The sequence below is a fragment of the Luteimonas sp. A478 genome (genome assembly GCF_054052025.1).
On sequence record NZ_JBSVRF010000004.1, the window covers coordinates 148,945 to 164,865 of the forward strand.

Sequence of the window (15,921 nt, forward strand, 5' to 3'; positions counted from 1 at the left end):
CCCGATGCGTGGAAACATCGCCCAGTTGATGCAGCAGGCGCAGAAGATGCAGGAAAACATGCAGCGCGCCCAGGAAGAGCTGGCCAATCTAGAAGTCACCGGCAGCGCCGGCGGCGGGATGGTGGAAGTGACCCTGACCGGCCGCATGGAATGCCGCAAGGTGAGGATTGATCCCGCCGCGCTGTCGGACCCGGAAATGGCCGAAGACCTGGTGGCCGCCGCGTTCAACGACGCTGTCAACAAGGTCAACGCCCAGTCCCAGGAGCGGATGGGTGCGGCTACCGCCGGCATGAACCTGCCGCCCGGCATGAAGATGCCGTTCTGACCACCTGCCTGCCCGGGAGAGGGTGATTGTCAGTCCTGCTTGAACAGCTGATCGACGCGCTGCGGGTGCTGCCCGGCGTCGGTCAGAAGAGCGCCCAGCGCATGGCCTATCACCTGCTCGAACGCGAGCGTGAGGGAGGCAGGCGGCTGTCTTCTGCGTTGGCCGAGGCGGTCGAACGCGTCGGCCATTGCGAGCGCTGCCGGGACTTCAGCGAGACAGCCGAGTGTGCTGTCTGTGCCAGTCCTTCGCGCGATGGGCACCAGCTGTGCGTGGTGGAAACCCCCGCGGACCGGCTGGCGATCGAACAGGCCACCGACTATCGCGGGCTGTATTTCGTGCTGCAGGGCCGGCTGAGTCCGCTCGACGGCATTGGCCCGCGTGAGCTCGGGCTGGACCGGCTGGCCGAACGCCTGGCCGGTGGTGAGGTGCAGGAACTGATCATTGCCACCAACCCTACGGTCGAGGGCGAAGCCACAGCCCACTACCTGGCACAGCTGGGCCGTCAGCACGGCGTGCGTCCCAGCCGTCCGGCGCACGGATTGCCGCTGGGCGGCGAGCTCGAGTACATCGACCGGGGCACGCTCTCGCACGCCTTCGGCAGTCGCAGCGAAGTCCCGTAGCCGCGCGGCGCGCGATCCTGCGGCCTCCTACAATGGAGGCCCCTTCCAGGAGCCGCACGATGAGCGAGGACACGATTTTCCACAAGATCATGCGGGGCGAGATCCCGGCCGATATCGTCCATGAGGACGAACACATGATCGCCTTCCACGATATCGCCCCGCAGGCGCCGGTGCATATCCTGTTCGTGCCGAAGAGGACCATCCGTTCCCTGGATGAAGCGGGCCCGGCGGATGCGGAGCTCGTGGGCCGGCTGGCGACTGCCGCGGCCGACTATGCGCGGCGGGAAGGTCTGGCCGAGCGCGGCTATCGGATCGTCATGAACTGCAACGATGAAGGCGGCCAGACCGTGTATCAGATGCACCTGCACCTGCTGGCAGGTGCGCCGCTGGGGCGCTTCGGCACCGCCGCGTAAACCGGCTCAGGTCGGGCGGCTCACCACCACCATCCGTACGGATGCCAGAAGTACGGGTGGGGGTGCGGGTGGTGGATGATGGTGCGAGTGTCGCTGCGTTCGGGCCACAGATAGACCACGTCGGCATCCATGCGCGGCAGGCGGTAGTCGTATTCGCCAATGCGGGTGTCCTCATAGCCGGCAATGCGCCCGGTAAAAGTCACCTCACGATCAGCGTTGAACACCGCCGGGTCGTAGAAACCACTGCGGCAGGCCATGAAACGCCCGTCGCCTCCATCCGGGTTCTGCGAGGGGCGGCCGTATGAGTCCAGTTGCGCCGACAGCATGGTGAAACAGGTGCGGTCCGCCTGCGGCTCCACCTCGATCACCCGCCCGCCCCAGCGCACAGGAGCGCCGGTGTGGTTACCGGCACTGGCTTGTTGCGGGGTCACCGGCAGGTACTCGCCTTGCAGCGGGACCGGCTGGGTCACGCAGCCGCTGAGCAGCACGCCGGCCAGGGCCAAGCCGGCAATCAGGGCACCCAGTTTGTTGCGGGGCCGCTTGGTAAGGGGTGTCATGTCGGATCCTCCAGTCTGGCGTTGCGCCGCGGCCGGTGCGCGAGCAGGTCGCGGACCAGGGCGCGGGCAGACGCCGGGTCAGCCTTGCGGTCAGCGTAGCGCCATTGGATGAAACGCGCGCTGAGCGGCTCCAGTGTAGTGGCGGCATCGGGCAGGGCAGCGGACACCCGACGGGTCCACGCAGCGGCGGGCTCGTGCGGATCAGGCGCCATCCCCAGCCGGGCGTAGCGCTCACCCATGCGGCGCCAGGCACGCAGCACCGGATCCCGCTCGCGCTCACCGCGCGCCACCAGCCACAGCATCCACGCCAGGGCCAGGCCCGACAGTGCCGAAAACAGGATCACCAGCTGCGATACGCCAAGGTCCTGGATGCCGACGGGCGCCAGCAGGCGCCGCTGCCGGGAGGCGTCGAAGCCAAGGAAGGCGTTGTTCCAGCCGCGCCGCATCCAGTCGCCCAGTTCCGATGCCACGGCAATGTTGCCGAAGATGTCCAGCCCGACCTGCGGGCGGTCTTCCAGGGTGTCGAAGATACGCTCCGGCGCCACCGCGGCAGTCGGGTCCACCCGCACCCAGCCGCGTCCATCCAGCCACACCTCGGCCCAGGCGTGTGCGTCCATGCGCCGCACCACCCAGTAATCGCCGAAACGGTTGCGGTAACCGCCCGCGTAGCCGGTCACCACCCGCGCCGGGATGCCGGCCGCGCGCATCAGCACCACGAACGCCGAGCTGAAGTGCTCGCAGAAGCCGGCCTGCTCATCGAACAGGAATTCATCCACAGAATGGCGGCCGGGCAGGGGCGTGGCCAGGGTGTAGGAAAACTCGTTGGTGACCCACTGCAGGGCGCGCTTGACGATCTGCAGGTCGTCCGTGGGTCCGGCCTCGGCGCGCCACTGCCGGGCAAGCGTGAGGGTGCGCGGGTTGAAGCCTTCGGGCAGGCGCAGCGCGGCCTGGCGCAGCATCGGGCGCAGTTCCGCTTCGAAAGCCTCCGCCGGAGCGGAACGCATGCGCCAGCGTTGCACCTGCCCCAGCGGCCGGGGCGACACCATGCTGTAGTCGTGGGCCAGGTGCAGCCCATCCGGCGCGGACAGCGGCAGCTCCAGCGCCACCACGTGGCGACGGTCGGTCGGCTCGGCCTCGATGTCGTATTCCCAGACGGGTTCGCCGCGGACCACCTCGGCAGGCGGCAATCCGCGTGACCAGGCGGAACGCTCCCAGGTGCGGCCATCGAAGTCGATCAAAACCGGCCCGCGCCAGTACATCTGGTAGGCCTCCGGCACCGGACCGTGGAACTTTACCCGCAGCGCGGGCGAATCATCGCCCATGAAGTCGATCCATTCGCCGGGTGACATGGTGTCCGACAGGCCGGGCCGCGCGACTGCCCGGTCCGGCACACCCCACATCGGTGAGGCGATGCGGGGAAACAGCCAGAACGCCGCCAGGGCCAGCGGCAGGCCCACGACAACCAAGCGGCCGGTGGTGCGCAGCCTCCACCAGGCCCGGCGGGACGCTTGCCCCGCCCGCGGGCCATTGGCTGCCGGCCCGGCATCCCCCGACTCCAGCTCCGACAGGCGCAGCAGCGCCATCAAGGCCAGCACTGCGCCCATCAGGCCCAGCAGCAGGGACAAGGGGCCCTGATCAAGCAGGAAGGTGGCGAACGGGGCGAACAGGGCGAAGCCAAGCAGGCTGCGGGCATCGCGCAGGCTGCGCAGTTCCATCGGCTTGATCGCCAGCATGGCCGCCAGAAGGGCGCAGCCGGTATCGCGGCCCAGGTGGAAGTTGAAATTGACCAGCACCAGGCCGAACAGGGCCAGCGCCAGCAGCGGTCGCGGCCAGGCCGGGAGGTGTCTGCGCCAGGACAACAGCAGCGCCAGCAGGCCGAGCCCGGTGATGCCGCTGGCCACGTTGCCCGGCAGCTGCAGCAGCAGCGGCAGCAAGCAGGCGCCTGCGGCGGCCAATGACCAGCGCCGGCTGGACAGATCCAGGGGTGGGGAAGGGCGGCGACGGCGGGCCATCAGGCGGCCTCCTCGCCGGGCAGCAGTGCCAGCGCACGCAGACAGGCGTGGCGATGAGCAGGGCCGCTGGCCGGACCCATTGGCGGGTGTCCGGGCAGCAGCAGCCGGTAGCGACGCTGATCGCGTTCGGCCTCGTCGATCCAGCGTGCCAGCCGCCGGATCCGTGCTTCTGCCGCCAGCGCGTCGAGCGCACTCCAGTCCAGGACGATATCGGCGCCCTGGGGTTCCTCGTACTCGCGCACCAGCAGCACATCGCGCCGAGCAGAAGGCTTCCAGGCAATGGCCCGGCGGCTGTCACCGCTGCGCCAGGTGCGCAGGTGGTGCAGGTCGTCGCCGGCCGGGTGCATGCGTGCCTGGGCGTTGTCGCCGGCGCCCAGGGGAAGAGGCGGACCATCGGCCTCGGGTGAGGGATAGACCAGCAGCGGCTCCTGCGGCCAGACCCAGCTCCAGGCCCGTGCCAGCCCCAGCGGGCGGGTGGTGGAAATCCGCAGGCGGTCCAGGGGCAGCCATCCGCGGCGGACAGTGGGGATCTCCAACGCCGCTTCCCCACCGCCCCGGTCGAGCGATAGGCGCGTAGTGGCGGTTTCCGCTTGCACCAGCAGCCCGCGCCGTGGCCTGCGTGGATCGGCGCGCAAGTGCACGCGCAGCAGCAGGGGTTTGCCGGCTGCAACCGGCTCGGCACCCACCGCATGCACCACCAGGCCGCTCAGCTGCAGGTGAGCTGCGATCAGGCTGGCCAGGGCGGTGCCGGCCAGCATCAGGGCCAGCAGCAGGGCAGGGTTATTGTTGTAGTTGAGCGCGCCCACGCCCATGGTCACCAGCAGGATCAGGAAAAAAAGCCCGAACGCCGTAGGCAGCACATAGGTGCGACGGCGGTCGAACCGGACCGGCAGCGGTTCCGGGTGGCGTGGGCGGGCGAGCAGCTGCAGCCGGCGGACCGGTCCGCGCGCGCCCGGGTCAGTCCACCGGGACCGCATGCAGGATCGCCCGGGACAGGGCCACGCCGTCGGAGGCGTCGGTTTCGGGCACCAACCGGTGACCTGCCACCGCGGCAAACAGCGCCTGGACGTTATCGGGCAGCACATGGTGCTGACCGCGCATCAGCGCATGCGCCCGCGCCGCGCGCAACAGGGCGATCCCCGCCCGCGGCGACAGGCCCACGCGGACGCCGTCATGGTGGCGGCTGCGGTTGACCAGCGCCTGCACGTAGTCGACCAGGGCCTCGCTGGCATGCACTGCTGCGGCTGCTGCGCGCAGGCGGGTCAGGTCCTGCAGGTCGAGCACCGCAGTGGTGCTGGCGATCAGGTCGCGGCGATCGCGACCGGCCAGCAGCTCGCGCTCGGCAGCCTGGTCGGGATAGCCCAGGCTGATCCGCAGCAGGAACCGGTCGAGCTGCGAGTCGGGCAGCGGGTACGTGCCGGCCAGGTCCAGCGGATTCTGGGTGGCGATGACAAAGAAGGGGTCCGGCAACCGATGGGTGCGACCGTCCATGCTGACCTGGCGCTCGGCCATGGCTTCCAGCAGGGCGCTCTGGGTGCGGGGCGGCGCGCGGTTGATCTCATCGGCCAGCAGTACGTGGGTGAACACCGGGCCCTGGTGGAACTCGAACTTGCGCGTGCCGGTGTCATAGATCGACACGCCCACGATATCCGAGGGCAGCAGGTCGGAAGTGAACTGGGCCCGCTGGAAGCCGAGCCCCAGGGTGGCCGCCAGCGCATGGGCCAGGGTGGTCTTGCCCAGGCCGGGCAGGTCCTCGATCAGCACGTGGCCGTCTGAAAGCAGGGCGGTGAAGGCCAGCCCCACCGCTTCGTGTTTGCCCAGTACCAGGCTGTTGACCTGTCCCTGTGCCGCGTCGAGCGCGCTTAACAATCCGTCGGTTAGCATGTCCGCCGGCGCTGGGGATACTGACATCTGCCTCTCCGGTTCTCGGGGCGCAATTTCGCGCTGGCGCCAATCCAGTGTAACGGGTGGAATACGGATGCCGAACGCCAACGACATGCGTGATGATGGACTGCAGATCGCCGGGGCGAAACGCGCCTTCGTTGCGCTGTGGCTGGTCGTCCTGCTGCTCAAGCTTGGGGTTGCCACCCAGCTTCCGCTGTTCGTGGACGAGGCATTCTACTGGCAGGAAGGGCAGCATCCGGGCTGGGCCTATTCCGACCTGCCGGGACTGACCGCCTGGCTGATCAGGCTCGGGGTTGAAGTAGCGGGCAACAACCATTTCGGCGTGCGCCTGCCCTTCCTGCTGATGGGCGCGGCGCTGCCGTGGATGATGGTCGGGATGGTGCGCCGCGAGCTGGGCGAGGGCAGCGCGCCCTGGCTGGCCGGCAGCGCGACGGTACTGCTGCCGCTGGCCGGCACGCTGGGCATCATGGCCCTGCCCGATGTGCCCATGGCGCTGGCTACCATGCTGTGTCTTGACGCGGGTGCGCGCCTGCTGCGCCGCGTGGACAACGGCGCGGTGCTGCTGTTGGCACTGGGACTGGCGATCGGCGCGCTCAGCCACTATCGCTTCATTGCGGTGATCGGCGTGGGTGTGATCGCCCTGGCGCTGCTGCCGGGCGGGCGCCGTGCATTGCGTGATCCGCGGGTGTGGATCGCGGTCGCATTCGGCGCAGCCGCCTGGGTGCCGCTGCTGGCCTGGAATATCGAGAACGCCGAGGCCGGGCTGCGTTTCCAGCTGGTCGAGCGTCATCCCTGGGCGCTGCATGCCAGCGGCTTCAGTTTCATTCCGCTGCAGGCCGCCTTCGTGACTCCGCTGCTGCTGGCCGGACTGCTGCTGGCGGGCTGGCGCGGCGCGTGGCGCGGCGAGCGCGAGGTGGTGCGGCTGTTCGGCCTGCTTGGCGGACTGGTGGTCCTGGGCTTTTTCGCCCTGGGCTTTTTTGCCGACACGGAGCGGGTCAGCTTTCACTGGCCGCTGCCGGGTTACCTGGCGTTGATCCCGCTGCTGCCCGCGCTGTTGGCAAGCTGGCCGCGCTGGCTGCGACGCGCCACCTGGGCACTGGCCGGTGCCGGGCTGGTGGCGGTGTTCGCGTACTACGCGGCCGTGTCGATCCCCTCCGTGCGCGCCCAAAGTGCCGCCTGGAAGTGGTATCCCTCCAACTTCGCCGGCTGGAACGTGCTGGCTGACGCGGTGGAGGAAGAGCTGGCGCAGATGCCGGAGGGCACGCGACTGGTGGCCGACAACTTCAAGATCGGGGCCGAGCTGGGCTTCCGCCTGGACAACCCACGGATCAAGGTCCTGGACCATCCGCTCAACCGGTTCCATGGCCGCGCGCCGCAGCTGCAGCTGTGGGGGCTTGAGACAGCGGGCCGGTCGCAGTGGGGCGATGACCCGGTGCTGCTGGTGGTGGGTGCCAGCGATGTGTCCTACCGCAACCTCCTGCGCCGCTACCACGCGCTGTGCGAGCGCGTCGGGCCGCTGCCCGCGCCGCGGCGGGTGCTCAACGTGGACCATGGCAGCCAGCGCTTCCTCGTCTTCGCTCTTGACCCTGATGCAGGAGACAGTGCCGGCTGCACCGCGCCGGCGATGGCCTGGATCGATACGCCTGTGAGCGGTGGCCGGACCGGCTGGCCAATGGAGGTCACCGGCTGGGCGTTCAAGGATGGCGTTGGCCTTTCGCGGGTGGAGGTTCTGCTGGATGGGGTGACGGTAGCCGAGGCCGAGTACGGGCTCGATGTCCCCTACGTGGCGAGTTACTGGCAGATCTCCAACGATCCGTCGCACCCCGGGGTCGGCTTCCAGGCAACACTTGGTGGCCAGCCGCCGGCGCGTCCAGGGCGCTACTGGCTCGGGCTGCGCCTGCATGGGCAGGACGGCAGCGTGGAAGAGTGGAGCGAGCAGCCGGTCATCATTGAATGACCTGGTTCCGCCTCAGGGCAGCACGAATCCGGCCTGGCGCAGCAAACGGGCGGTGGCAATCAGCGGCAGCCCGACCAGAGCCGTGGGGTCCGTGCTGTGGATCGATTCGAACAGGGTGATGCCCATGGCTTCGGCCTTGAAGCTGCCCGCACAGTCGAACGGCTGCTCGGTATCCACGTAGCGTTCAATCTCCCCGGCGGACAGCGGCCGGAAGCTGACCGTCGTGGTGTCCAGCGCAGCGTGGACCGGCCCGCCATGCTGGGCCAGGGCCACCGCAGTGTGGAAACGCACCTCGCGCCCGGACATTGCGCCCAGCTGCGCAATGGCGGCCTGGCGATGGCCCGGCTTGCCCAGGGGGGTGCCGTCCAGTTCCGCTACCTGGTCGGAACCGATCACCCACGCAGTGCGTTCGTTCGCGGCGACCACCTCCGCCTTCAGTTGCGCCAGTCGTCCCGCCAGCGCAGCAGGCGGCTCGGCGGGCAGCGGGGTTTCATCGGCCTGTGGCCGGATCGTGTCGAACGTCAGGCAAAGCCGCTGCAGCAGTTCGCGTCGATACGGTGAGGTTGAAGCCAGGATCAGTCGCATGGGCAATTCCCGGTGTCAGTGCTGGGGCGCCCGCGCGCGCTCGATCTGCAGCAGCTGCCCTTCGATGCGTTGGCGGGCGTGATCGATCGATCGGCGCACCGCGTCAAGCTGCTGCAGCGAGGCGCTGGCTCCGTGTTCCTGCAGCCACAGGCGCTGGCGCAGCATTTCCTGCAAGGCCTCCTGCACCGGGTTCTGGTGGTCACCGGCAACCGCCTGGATCTCGGCCCGGGCGGCGCGCAGTCGCGTTTCCAACGCATCGGCCGCATCAAGCACGCCGGACATGGCGCGGTTGCGACGCCCGACCGCGCGGCGCCTTGAAAAGGCCCAGGCACAGGCGAGAATGAGCGCTGCAGCGAGAAGTGCGGAGAGGAGTGGGGTCACGGCATGGGAGGCAGTGGGTCAGCGGCCAGTCTGCAGGCCACCGGCGGGACGGGCAAATTTCCCCGCCGCGCCCGGGCAATCGGAGCAGGGGTGGTTTGACACCGCACCGCTGCAGCCCTACCATTTCGCCTCTTATGTCCGCGGAACTGTCCAGAAACGTCGATTGGCGGCGCGCAGTCGCTGCAGGTCGGGAACTGGAAGGACAGTTGCCGCTGGCCGGGATGGCGCGTCTTTGTGATTTGCTGTTCGATGCCGAAGGCCAGGTGCAATGGTCGGCCGGTTTCGGGCGCGATGAACTGGACGTGCCGTTCGTGGAAGTCCGTGTGGATGCGCGGCTGCCGCTGGAATGCCGGCGGACGCTGCAGCGGTTCGAGCATCCGGTGCAGATCGTGCAGCGCTACGGGATCATCCGTGACGAGGCCGATGAAGCCGCACTGCCGGAAGGCTATGAGGCACTGCTGCCGGATGGGGACGGATACGTGGATCCGGTTGCGCTGGTGGAGGATGAACTGATCCTCGCCGTGCCACTGATCCCGGTCAGCCCCGGCTCGGAATCGGTGGAGCGGGACTGGCCCGTTCACGCGGACGAAGAAATGCGCGCCAACCCGTTTTCGGCGTTGGCGGAACTTAAAAAGAAACTTTAGAAACAACTGAACCTGTTGCTGGAGCAATTCCCATGGCTGTGCAGAAATCCCGTGTCTCCCCCTCCCGCCGTGGCCAGCGCCGCGCGCACGACAAGCTGACGGCCAAGCAGCTGTCCACCGATCCGACCACCGGCGAGATCCACATCCGCCACCACATCACCGCTGACGGTTACTACCGCGGCAAGCAGGTGATCGTGCCGCGGGCGGGCGTCGTCGAAGAAGACTGATCCCTAGCGCCGCCGTCCGAGGACGGCGGCCCTGCGGGCAACGCGTGCCGCTGCGCCCGTGTAGCATGCCCCGGAGAAGCCGGGCATCCGGCCGAGGACGGGTTGTGCAGATGAATCAAACGGGTACGCCCCAGCGCGTGTTTTCGCGCATTGCGGGCACTGGCAGCTATCTGCCTGAGAATGTGGTCACCAACGACGACCTGGCCAAGGTCGTGGACACCAGCGATGAATGGATCGCAGCCCGCACGGGCATCCGCCAGCGTCACGTGGCGGCCGAGGGTGAAACCACTTCGGACTTGGCTTACCACGCGTCGATGCGCGCGCTGGAAGCGGCCGGCGTCAAGCCGGAAGAGCTCGACCTGATCGTGCTCGGTACCACCACCCCTGATCTGATTTTTCCCTCCAGCGCCTGCCTTTTGCAGCACCGGCTGGGTGCCAACGGCTGTGGCGCGTTCGACGTCAACGCCGCCTGCTCCGGCTTCCTGTTTGCGCTGTCGGTCGCCGACAAGTTCATCCGTACCGGCGATGCGAAGACCGTGCTGGTAGTGGGCGCGGAAACCCTGACCCGCATGGTCGACTGGGAAGACCGCACCACCTGCGTGCTGTTTGGTGACGGCGCCGGCGCGGTGGTGCTCAAGGCCGATACCGAAACCGGCATCCTCAGCACCCACCTGCACGCCGACGGCGGCAAGAAGGAGCTGCTGTGGAACCCGGTGGGCGTGTCGGTCGGCTTCAAGGAAAACGAGAAGAACGCCGGCGTGCGCATCAGCATGGCGGGCAGCGAAGTGTTCAAGCACGCGGTCCGCGCGCTGGATTCCGTAGTCGATGAGACGCTGACGGCCAACAACCTGGACAAGAGTGATCTTGACTGGCTGATCCCGCACCAGGCCAACCTGCGCATCATCGAAGCGACCGCCAAGCGGCTGGACATGTCGATGGACCGGGTCATCGTGACCGTGGATCGGCATGGCAACACGTCGTCGGGTTCGGTGCCGCTGGCATTGGACGAAGCGGTGCGCTCGGGCAAGGTCGAACGTGGCCAACTGGTGCTGCTGGAAGCTTTCGGCGGCGGCTTTACCTGGGGTTCGGCGCTGCTGCGCTACTGACCCCGGAACGCCCGCAGGGCGGGCATTCCCCCTCGTTACCGCTACAGGCCGCCCGCATGATCGCGGGCGGTTTGCGTTTTTCCGGCCATGCATGAAATCGGCGCCACAGCGCGGTTTAGCGACCCGCACGTTCCTGTTCCCGATAGTGCGACATACGCCGTCGTACAGACATTCCGGCGGCCGGGCCGGTATCATTGGCGGTTGGCTTTCGACTGCGGGTGTGTGTGTTGACCGATTCCCGGCTTGCTTTCGTGTTTCCCGGCCAGGGTTCCCAGTCGCTGGGGATGCTGGCCGATCTGGCCGCCAGCCACGCGGAGATCACCACTGTGTTCGCCGAGGCCTCGGAAGGCGCCGGCGTGGACCTGTGGGCGCTGGCCCAGGGTGGCCCGGAAGAACAGCTGAACACCACCGAATTCACCCAGCCCGCGCTGCTGGCGGCAGGTGTGGCGGTTTACCGCGTTTGGCAGGCACGGGGTGGGGCGCAGCCGGCGTTGATGGCCGGGCACAGCCTGGGTGAATACGCCGCGCTGGTCGCCGCCGGGGTGTTGCCGCTGGGCGACGCCGCCCGACTGGTACGCCTGCGCGGACAGCTGATGCAGGCTGCGGCGCCCGCGGGCACGGGTGCCATGGCGGCCGTGCTGGGTGCCGAGGATGAAGTAGTGGCCGAGGCTTGCGAGCAGGCTTCCGGCGATGGGGTGGTGGTGCCGGCCAACTTCAATTCCCCCGGACAGGTTGTGATCGGCGGACATGCGGCCGCGGTTGATCGTGCGCTGGCCCTGCTGGGCGAACGCGGCGTGCGCAAGGCGGTCAAGCTGGCGGTCAGCGTGCCCTCGCATACGCCGCTCATGCGCGAGGCCGCCAACCGGCTGGCCACCGCCATGGGCGAGCTGCAGTGGAATGATCCCGAAGTGCCGGTGGTGCAGAACGTCGACGCCGAGGTGCACGAGGGCGCGCATGCCATCCGCGATGCGCTGGTACGCCAGCTGTACCTGCCGGTGCAGTGGACCGGCTGCGTGCAGGCCCTGGCGTCACGCGGTGCCGGCGTGATCGCCGAGTGCGGCCCCGGCAAGGTCCTTTCCGGCCTGGTCCGGCGCATCGACCGTTCGCTCCAGGCGCTGCCGCTCGGCACGCCGGAAGACTTTGACGCCGCGCTGGCACAATGGAAAAGCTGACGCGGCACCATCGCACCTGCAAGGAACCGAACCCATGACCCAACCCCTGAAGGGCGAAATTGCCCTCGTCACCGGCGCCAGCCGCGGTATTGGCGCATCCATCGCAGACCTGCTGGCAGAGCAGGGCGCGACCGTGATCGGCACTGCCACCAGCCAGGCCGGCGCGGATGCGCTCGCCGCGCGCCTGGCCACGATCGGCACGGGCCACGGCCGGGTGCTGGACGTGGCCGACGGCGACGCCATCGACGCGCTCATCGCCGAGGTCGGCAAGGAATTCGGAGCCATCTCCATCCTCGTCAACAATGCCGGCATCACCCGCGACAACCTGTTGATGCGGATGAAGGACGAGGATTGGCAGGCGATCCTGGATACCAACCTGACCAGTGTCTACCGCGCTTCCAAGGCGGTGATGCGCGGCATGATGAAGGCGCGCAAGGGCCGGATCATCAACATCGCCTCGGTGATCGGGGTGATGGGCAACGCCGGCCAGTCCAACTATGCCGCGGCCAAGGCCGGCGTGATCGCCTTCAGCAAGTCGCTGGCCCGGGAAATCGGCTCGCGCGGCGTGACCGTCAACGTGGTGGCCCCAGGCTTCATCGCCACCGACATGACCCGCGACCTGCCCGAAGACGCAAAGCAGGAAATGTCGAAGCAGATCGCGCTGGGCCGCCTCGGCGACCCGGCAGACGTGGCAGCGGCAGTGGCTTTCCTTGCCGGACCGTCGGCTGCCTACATCACCGGCGAGACCCTGCACGTCAATGGCGGCATGTACATGCCGTAACCCCCATTCCGGGGCGCAAGCCCCTGAACAGGAAAGGGCGGCGGCGGGCTTCGCCGAACGCCCGGCTTTCCCTTAAACTATCCGGCCGCAAGAATTTTCGGCCCCACGGAGCAAAGTACCCATGAGCAGCATCGAAGAACGCGTCAAGAAGATTGTGGTGGAGCAGCTGGGCGTGAAGGAAGACGAGGTCAGCGCAAGTGCTTCCTTTGTCGACGACCTTGGCGCCGACTCGCTGGACACCGTGGAACTGGTGATGGCCCTCGAGGAAGAGTTCGAGTGCGAGATCCCTGACGAAGAAGCCGAGAAGATCACCTCGGTGCAGCAGGCCATCGATTACGTCAAGACCAACGTCAAGGCGTAATCGCGAACGGTCGGGATGCGCAGGCCATCGGTCGCGCATCCAGGACCGTGCACCGCCCCGGGCTGGTCCAGGGGCGGGGCACTGATGGACACGGGGCCGCATTTGCGGCCTCGTGCATTTCCGGGGCAGCGCGATCAGCGCGCCCGTCAGTTACCGGTATCTATCCAAGGAGCACTCCATGTCCAAACGACGCGTGGTCATCACCGGCCTGGGCATCCTGTCGCCGCTGGGCGCGGACCTGGCTTCCAGCTGGGATGGCATCGTGGCCGGGCGTTCGGGCATCGGGCCGATTACCCACTTCGACGCCTCCGCGTTCCCCACCCGGATCGCCGGCGAGGTTCCGGACTTCGACGCCACGAAGTGGATCGCGCCCAAGGACGTAAAGAAGATGGACCCGTTCGTGCACTACGGCGTGGGCGCCTCGATGATGGCCATTGCCGACGCCGGGATGGAGATCGATGAATCCAACGCCGAGCGCATCGGTGTGGCCCTCGGCGCCGGGATCGGCGGGCTCAAGGGCATCGAGGAAACCACCATCAAGTACCACGAGGGTGGTCCGCGCAAGATCTCGCCGTTCTACGTGCCCAGCACCATCATCAACATGGTTGCCGGACAGGTGTCGATCATGACCGGCGCCAAGGGGCCGAACATTGCCGCGGTGACCGCCTGCACCACGGCCACCCACAACATCGGCCTGGCAATGCGCATGATCCAGTACGGCGATGCCGACGTGATGATCGCCGGCGGCGCCGAATACGCCACCACCCCGACCTCGCTGGGCGGCTTCTGCTCGATGCGTGCACTGTCGACCAACAATGAAAACCCGCAGCAGGCCTCCCGTCCGTGGGACAAGGGTCGCGACGGCTTTGTCATGGGCGACGGCGCCGGCGTGCTGATCCTGGAGGAGTACGAGCGGGCGAAGGCGCGTGGTGCGCGCATCTACGCCGAACTGGCCGGTTTCGGCATGAGCGGCGACGCGTACCACATGACCGCGCCCAGTGAGAGCGGCGAGGGCGCGGCGCGCTGCATGGCACACGCCATTGCCGACGCGCGCCTGGATGTGGAGCGGATCGGTTACATCAACGCCCACGGGACTTCGACGCCGGCCGGCGACCTGGCGGAAACCATGGCGATCAAGGCTACCCTGGGCGCGCACGCCCGGAAGGTGGCGGTCAGCTCCACCAAGTCGATGACCGGGCACCTGCTCGGGGCCGCGGGCGGAGTGGAAGCGGTGTTCTCCGCCATGGCGATCCAGTCCGGCATCCTGCCGCCCACGATCAACCTGGACGATCCTTCCGAAGGCTGCGACCTGGACTACATACCGCACACCGCCCGCGAGGCAAAGGTGGACGTGGTGATGTCCAACTCGTTCGGATTTGGCGGCACCAACGGCACCCTGGTCTTTACCCGGGTCTGACCCACCGGGGCGCACCGCGCCCCCGCTGTCCAGGACCGGCTCCATGCTGATCTCCCGTCCGCTGCCGGCCGATCCTGGCCTGCTGGCGCTGCACCGTGCGGCGCCCGCGCGCTATCCGGTGCTGCTGCAGTCCGTTGCCCATGGCACGGCCCAGGGGCAGTGGGACATGTTGCTGGCGTCAACCGGCGCTTGCCTGACTCTCGATGCCGACGGCCTCACCCGTGATGGCGCGGGAACCCTGCTGGACACCCCCTTCCTGGAGGCGCTGGATGCACAGTGGCGCCAGCTGCGGACGCCACGGGTGGAGCCGCGGTGGCCCTTCCGCGGCGGCTGGGCACTGCTGCTGGGCTATGAGCTGGCTGCCCAGGTGGAACCGGTCCTGCGTCTGCCGCCGGCGCCCGGCAACCTGCCGGCAGCCGTTGCGCTTCGCTGCCCCGCCGCGGTGCTGCGTGATCGAGGCAGCGGTGAATGCGTGGCGGTGGCCGAGCGTGGACATGAAGGCCTGCTTGAGCGGATCGTGGCCGACGCCGCGGTGGTGGCAGCACAGCCTGCGCTGCCGCCGTGGGCGGCGCCGGTCGATCTGATGGAAGACGATCCCGAAGCCTTCACCGCAGGGGTGGAAAGGATCCTGGCGTACCTTGCCGCCGGCGATGTGTTCCAGGTCAATCTTTCCCGCGCCTGGCAGGCGCGCTTTGCCAAGGCGCCGGAACCAGCTGCCGTCTATGCGCGGCTGCGCGAAGCCAGTCCCGCGCCGTTTTCCGGCCTGTTCTGCGGTGGGGGTTGGGCAGTGGCCAGCGCGTCGCCCGAGCGCCTGGTCTCGGTGCGCGGGGATGTGGTCGAGACCCGGCCGATCGCCGGGACCCGGCCGCGCCTGCCAGGTGACGACGATGCCGTCCGGATCCAGGAGATGGTGGGCGACCCCAAGGAGCGCGCCGAGCACGTGATGCTGGTGGATCTTGAGCGCAACGATCTGGGCCGGGTGTGCGAGCCGGGTAGCGTGGAGGTCGACGAGCTGATGACAGTGGAGAGCTATGCCCAGGTCCACCACATTGTCAGCAACGTGCGCGGCCGCCTGCGCGCGGATACGACGCCCGGCGAGGTGATTGCGGCGGTGTTCCCCGGCGGCAGCATCACGGGCTGTCCGAAGGTGCGCTGCATGCAGATCATCGCTGAACTGGAAGGCGTCGGCCGCGGCGCATACACCGGAGCGATGGGCTGGTTGAACCGCGATGGCGACATGGACCTGAACATCCTGATCCGCAGTGCGGAGGTGGAGGGAACGACCCTGCGTTTTCGCACCGGCGCGGGCATCGTTGCCGATTCGGTGCCCGGGCGCGAGCTGGCCGAAACGCGCGCCAAGGCTCGCGGCATGCTGCTTGCACTGGGTGGATCGGCTGCTCCTCCCGCGTGAGCCATCAAGGTATCCTGAAGCCATGATTGGATCTCCAACTTTCCAGG

The 15,921-nt window shown here is 68.1% G+C and carries 18 protein-coding genes; 12 read left to right on the forward strand and 6 right to left on the reverse strand.

All coding sequences use genetic code 11. The annotated features are described in order from the left end of the window. Nucleotides 1-4: 4 nt before the first annotated feature. From ACW7G3_RS09705 to ACW7G3_RS09715, 3 genes are read left to right on the forward strand one after another with little or no spacing between them, the layout of a single operon-like run. Nucleotides 5-325, forward strand: a complete 321-nt coding sequence (locus ACW7G3_RS09705; protein ID WP_456974725.1) for a YbaB/EbfC family nucleoid-associated protein — start codon at nucleotides 5-7, stop codon at nucleotides 323-325. A gap of 26 nt (nucleotides 326-351) precedes the next feature. Further along, nucleotides 352-945, forward strand: a complete 594-nt coding sequence (recR, locus tag ACW7G3_RS09710) for a recombination mediator RecR (protein WP_456974727.1) — start codon at nucleotides 352-354, stop codon at nucleotides 943-945. A 59-nt stretch (nucleotides 946-1,004) separates the two neighbouring features. Continuing rightward, a complete protein-coding gene (locus ACW7G3_RS09715; RefSeq protein ID WP_456974729.1) occupies nucleotides 1,005-1,358 on the forward strand; it encodes a histidine triad nucleotide-binding protein in 354 nt (117 codons plus the stop codon). A 20-nt stretch (nucleotides 1,359-1,378) separates the two neighbouring features. Here ACW7G3_RS09715 and ACW7G3_RS09720 read toward each other — a convergent pair whose 3' ends face one another. Genes ACW7G3_RS09720 through ACW7G3_RS09735 form a run of 4 tightly spaced genes read right to left on the reverse strand, consistent with a single transcriptional unit; the run spans nucleotide 1,379 to nucleotide 5,838 of the window. Next, nucleotides 1,379-1,915, reverse strand: a complete 537-nt coding sequence (locus ACW7G3_RS09720; protein WP_456974731.1) for a Slp family lipoprotein — start codon at nucleotides 1,913-1,915, stop codon at nucleotides 1,379-1,381. Then, the gene (locus ACW7G3_RS09725; RefSeq protein WP_456982578.1) at nucleotides 1,912-3,927 is read right to left on the reverse strand and encodes a transglutaminase TgpA family protein; all 2,016 of its coding nucleotides are present in this window, start codon (nucleotides 3,925-3,927) and stop codon (nucleotides 1,912-1,914) included. Before ACW7G3_RS09725 ends, ACW7G3_RS09720 begins: the two co-directional genes overlap by 4 nt. Next, nucleotides 3,927-4,904, reverse strand: coding sequence for a DUF58 domain-containing protein (locus tag ACW7G3_RS09730; protein WP_456974735.1), 978 nt, complete (start codon nucleotides 4,902-4,904; stop codon nucleotides 3,927-3,929). Before ACW7G3_RS09730 ends, ACW7G3_RS09725 begins: the two co-directional genes overlap by 1 nt. Beyond that, nucleotides 4,885-5,838 carry an AAA family ATPase gene (locus ACW7G3_RS09735; RefSeq protein WP_456974737.1) on the reverse strand — a complete coding sequence of 318 codons (954 nt, stop codon included), beginning with the start codon at nucleotides 5,836-5,838 and terminating at the stop codon, nucleotides 4,885-4,887. Before ACW7G3_RS09735 ends, ACW7G3_RS09730 begins: the two co-directional genes overlap by 20 nt. Nucleotides 5,839-5,905: 67 nt before the next feature. On the opposite strand from ACW7G3_RS09735, the gene ACW7G3_RS09740 reads away from it, so the two are divergent. Then, nucleotides 5,906-7,789 carry a glycosyltransferase family 39 protein gene (locus tag ACW7G3_RS09740; protein WP_456982580.1) on the forward strand — a complete coding sequence of 628 codons (1,884 nt, stop codon included), beginning with the start codon at nucleotides 5,906-5,908 and terminating at the stop codon, nucleotides 7,787-7,789. A gap of 12 nt (nucleotides 7,790-7,801) precedes the next feature. On the opposite strand, the gene ACW7G3_RS09745 is transcribed toward ACW7G3_RS09740, so the two are convergent. Beyond that, on the reverse strand, nucleotides 7,802-8,374 hold the full coding sequence (locus ACW7G3_RS09745; RefSeq protein WP_456982581.1) for a Maf family protein: 573 nt from the start codon (nucleotides 8,372-8,374) through the stop codon (nucleotides 7,802-7,804). Nucleotides 8,375-8,389: 15 nt separating this feature from the next. After that, nucleotides 8,390-8,656: a hypothetical protein gene (locus ACW7G3_RS09750; protein ID WP_456982582.1), complete on the reverse strand. Its 267-nt coding sequence runs from the start codon at nucleotides 8,654-8,656 to the stop codon at nucleotides 8,390-8,392. Nucleotides 8,657-8,889: 233 nt separating this feature from the next. Here ACW7G3_RS09750 and ACW7G3_RS09755 point away from each other — a divergent pair, with 233 nt between their 5' ends. The 8 genes from ACW7G3_RS09755 to ACW7G3_RS09790 all read left to right on the forward strand — a co-directional run bounded on the left by ACW7G3_RS09755 (nucleotide 8,890) and on the right by ACW7G3_RS09790 (nucleotide 15,874). Then, nucleotides 8,890-9,399 carry a YceD family protein gene (locus ACW7G3_RS09755; RefSeq protein ID WP_456982584.1) on the forward strand — a complete coding sequence of 170 codons (510 nt, stop codon included), beginning with the start codon at nucleotides 8,890-8,892 and terminating at the stop codon, nucleotides 9,397-9,399. A gap of 32 nt (nucleotides 9,400-9,431) precedes the next feature. Then, on the forward strand, nucleotides 9,432-9,626 hold the full coding sequence (rpmF, locus tag ACW7G3_RS09760) for a 50S ribosomal protein L32 (protein WP_456974746.1): 195 nt from the start codon (nucleotides 9,432-9,434) through the stop codon (nucleotides 9,624-9,626). Nucleotides 9,627-9,736: 110 nt separating this feature from the next. Then, the gene (locus ACW7G3_RS09765) at nucleotides 9,737-10,732 is read left to right on the forward strand and encodes a beta-ketoacyl-ACP synthase III (protein ID WP_456974748.1); all 996 of its coding nucleotides are present in this window, start codon (nucleotides 9,737-9,739) and stop codon (nucleotides 10,730-10,732) included. A gap of 227 nt (nucleotides 10,733-10,959) precedes the next feature. Then, nucleotides 10,960-11,904: an ACP S-malonyltransferase gene (gene fabD / locus ACW7G3_RS09770; protein WP_456982586.1), complete on the forward strand. Its 945-nt coding sequence runs from the start codon at nucleotides 10,960-10,962 to the stop codon at nucleotides 11,902-11,904. A 34-nt stretch (nucleotides 11,905-11,938) separates the two neighbouring features. After that, nucleotides 11,939-12,685 carry a 3-oxoacyl-ACP reductase FabG gene (gene fabG, locus ACW7G3_RS09775; protein WP_456982587.1) on the forward strand — a complete coding sequence of 249 codons (747 nt, stop codon included), beginning with the start codon at nucleotides 11,939-11,941 and terminating at the stop codon, nucleotides 12,683-12,685. Between the two features lie 121 nt (nucleotides 12,686-12,806). Beyond that, nucleotides 12,807-13,046, forward strand: coding sequence for an acyl carrier protein (gene acpP / locus ACW7G3_RS09780; RefSeq protein WP_456974754.1), 240 nt, complete (start codon nucleotides 12,807-12,809; stop codon nucleotides 13,044-13,046). Between the two features lie 178 nt (nucleotides 13,047-13,224). Then, nucleotides 13,225-14,463, forward strand: a complete 1,239-nt coding sequence (gene fabF / locus ACW7G3_RS09785) for a beta-ketoacyl-ACP synthase II (RefSeq protein ID WP_456974756.1) — start codon at nucleotides 13,225-13,227, stop codon at nucleotides 14,461-14,463. Nucleotides 14,464-14,506: 43 nt separating this feature from the next. Then, the gene (locus ACW7G3_RS09790) at nucleotides 14,507-15,874 is read left to right on the forward strand and encodes an aminodeoxychorismate synthase component I (protein ID WP_456982588.1); all 1,368 of its coding nucleotides are present in this window, start codon (nucleotides 14,507-14,509) and stop codon (nucleotides 15,872-15,874) included. Nucleotides 15,875-15,921: the final 47 nt, after the last annotated feature.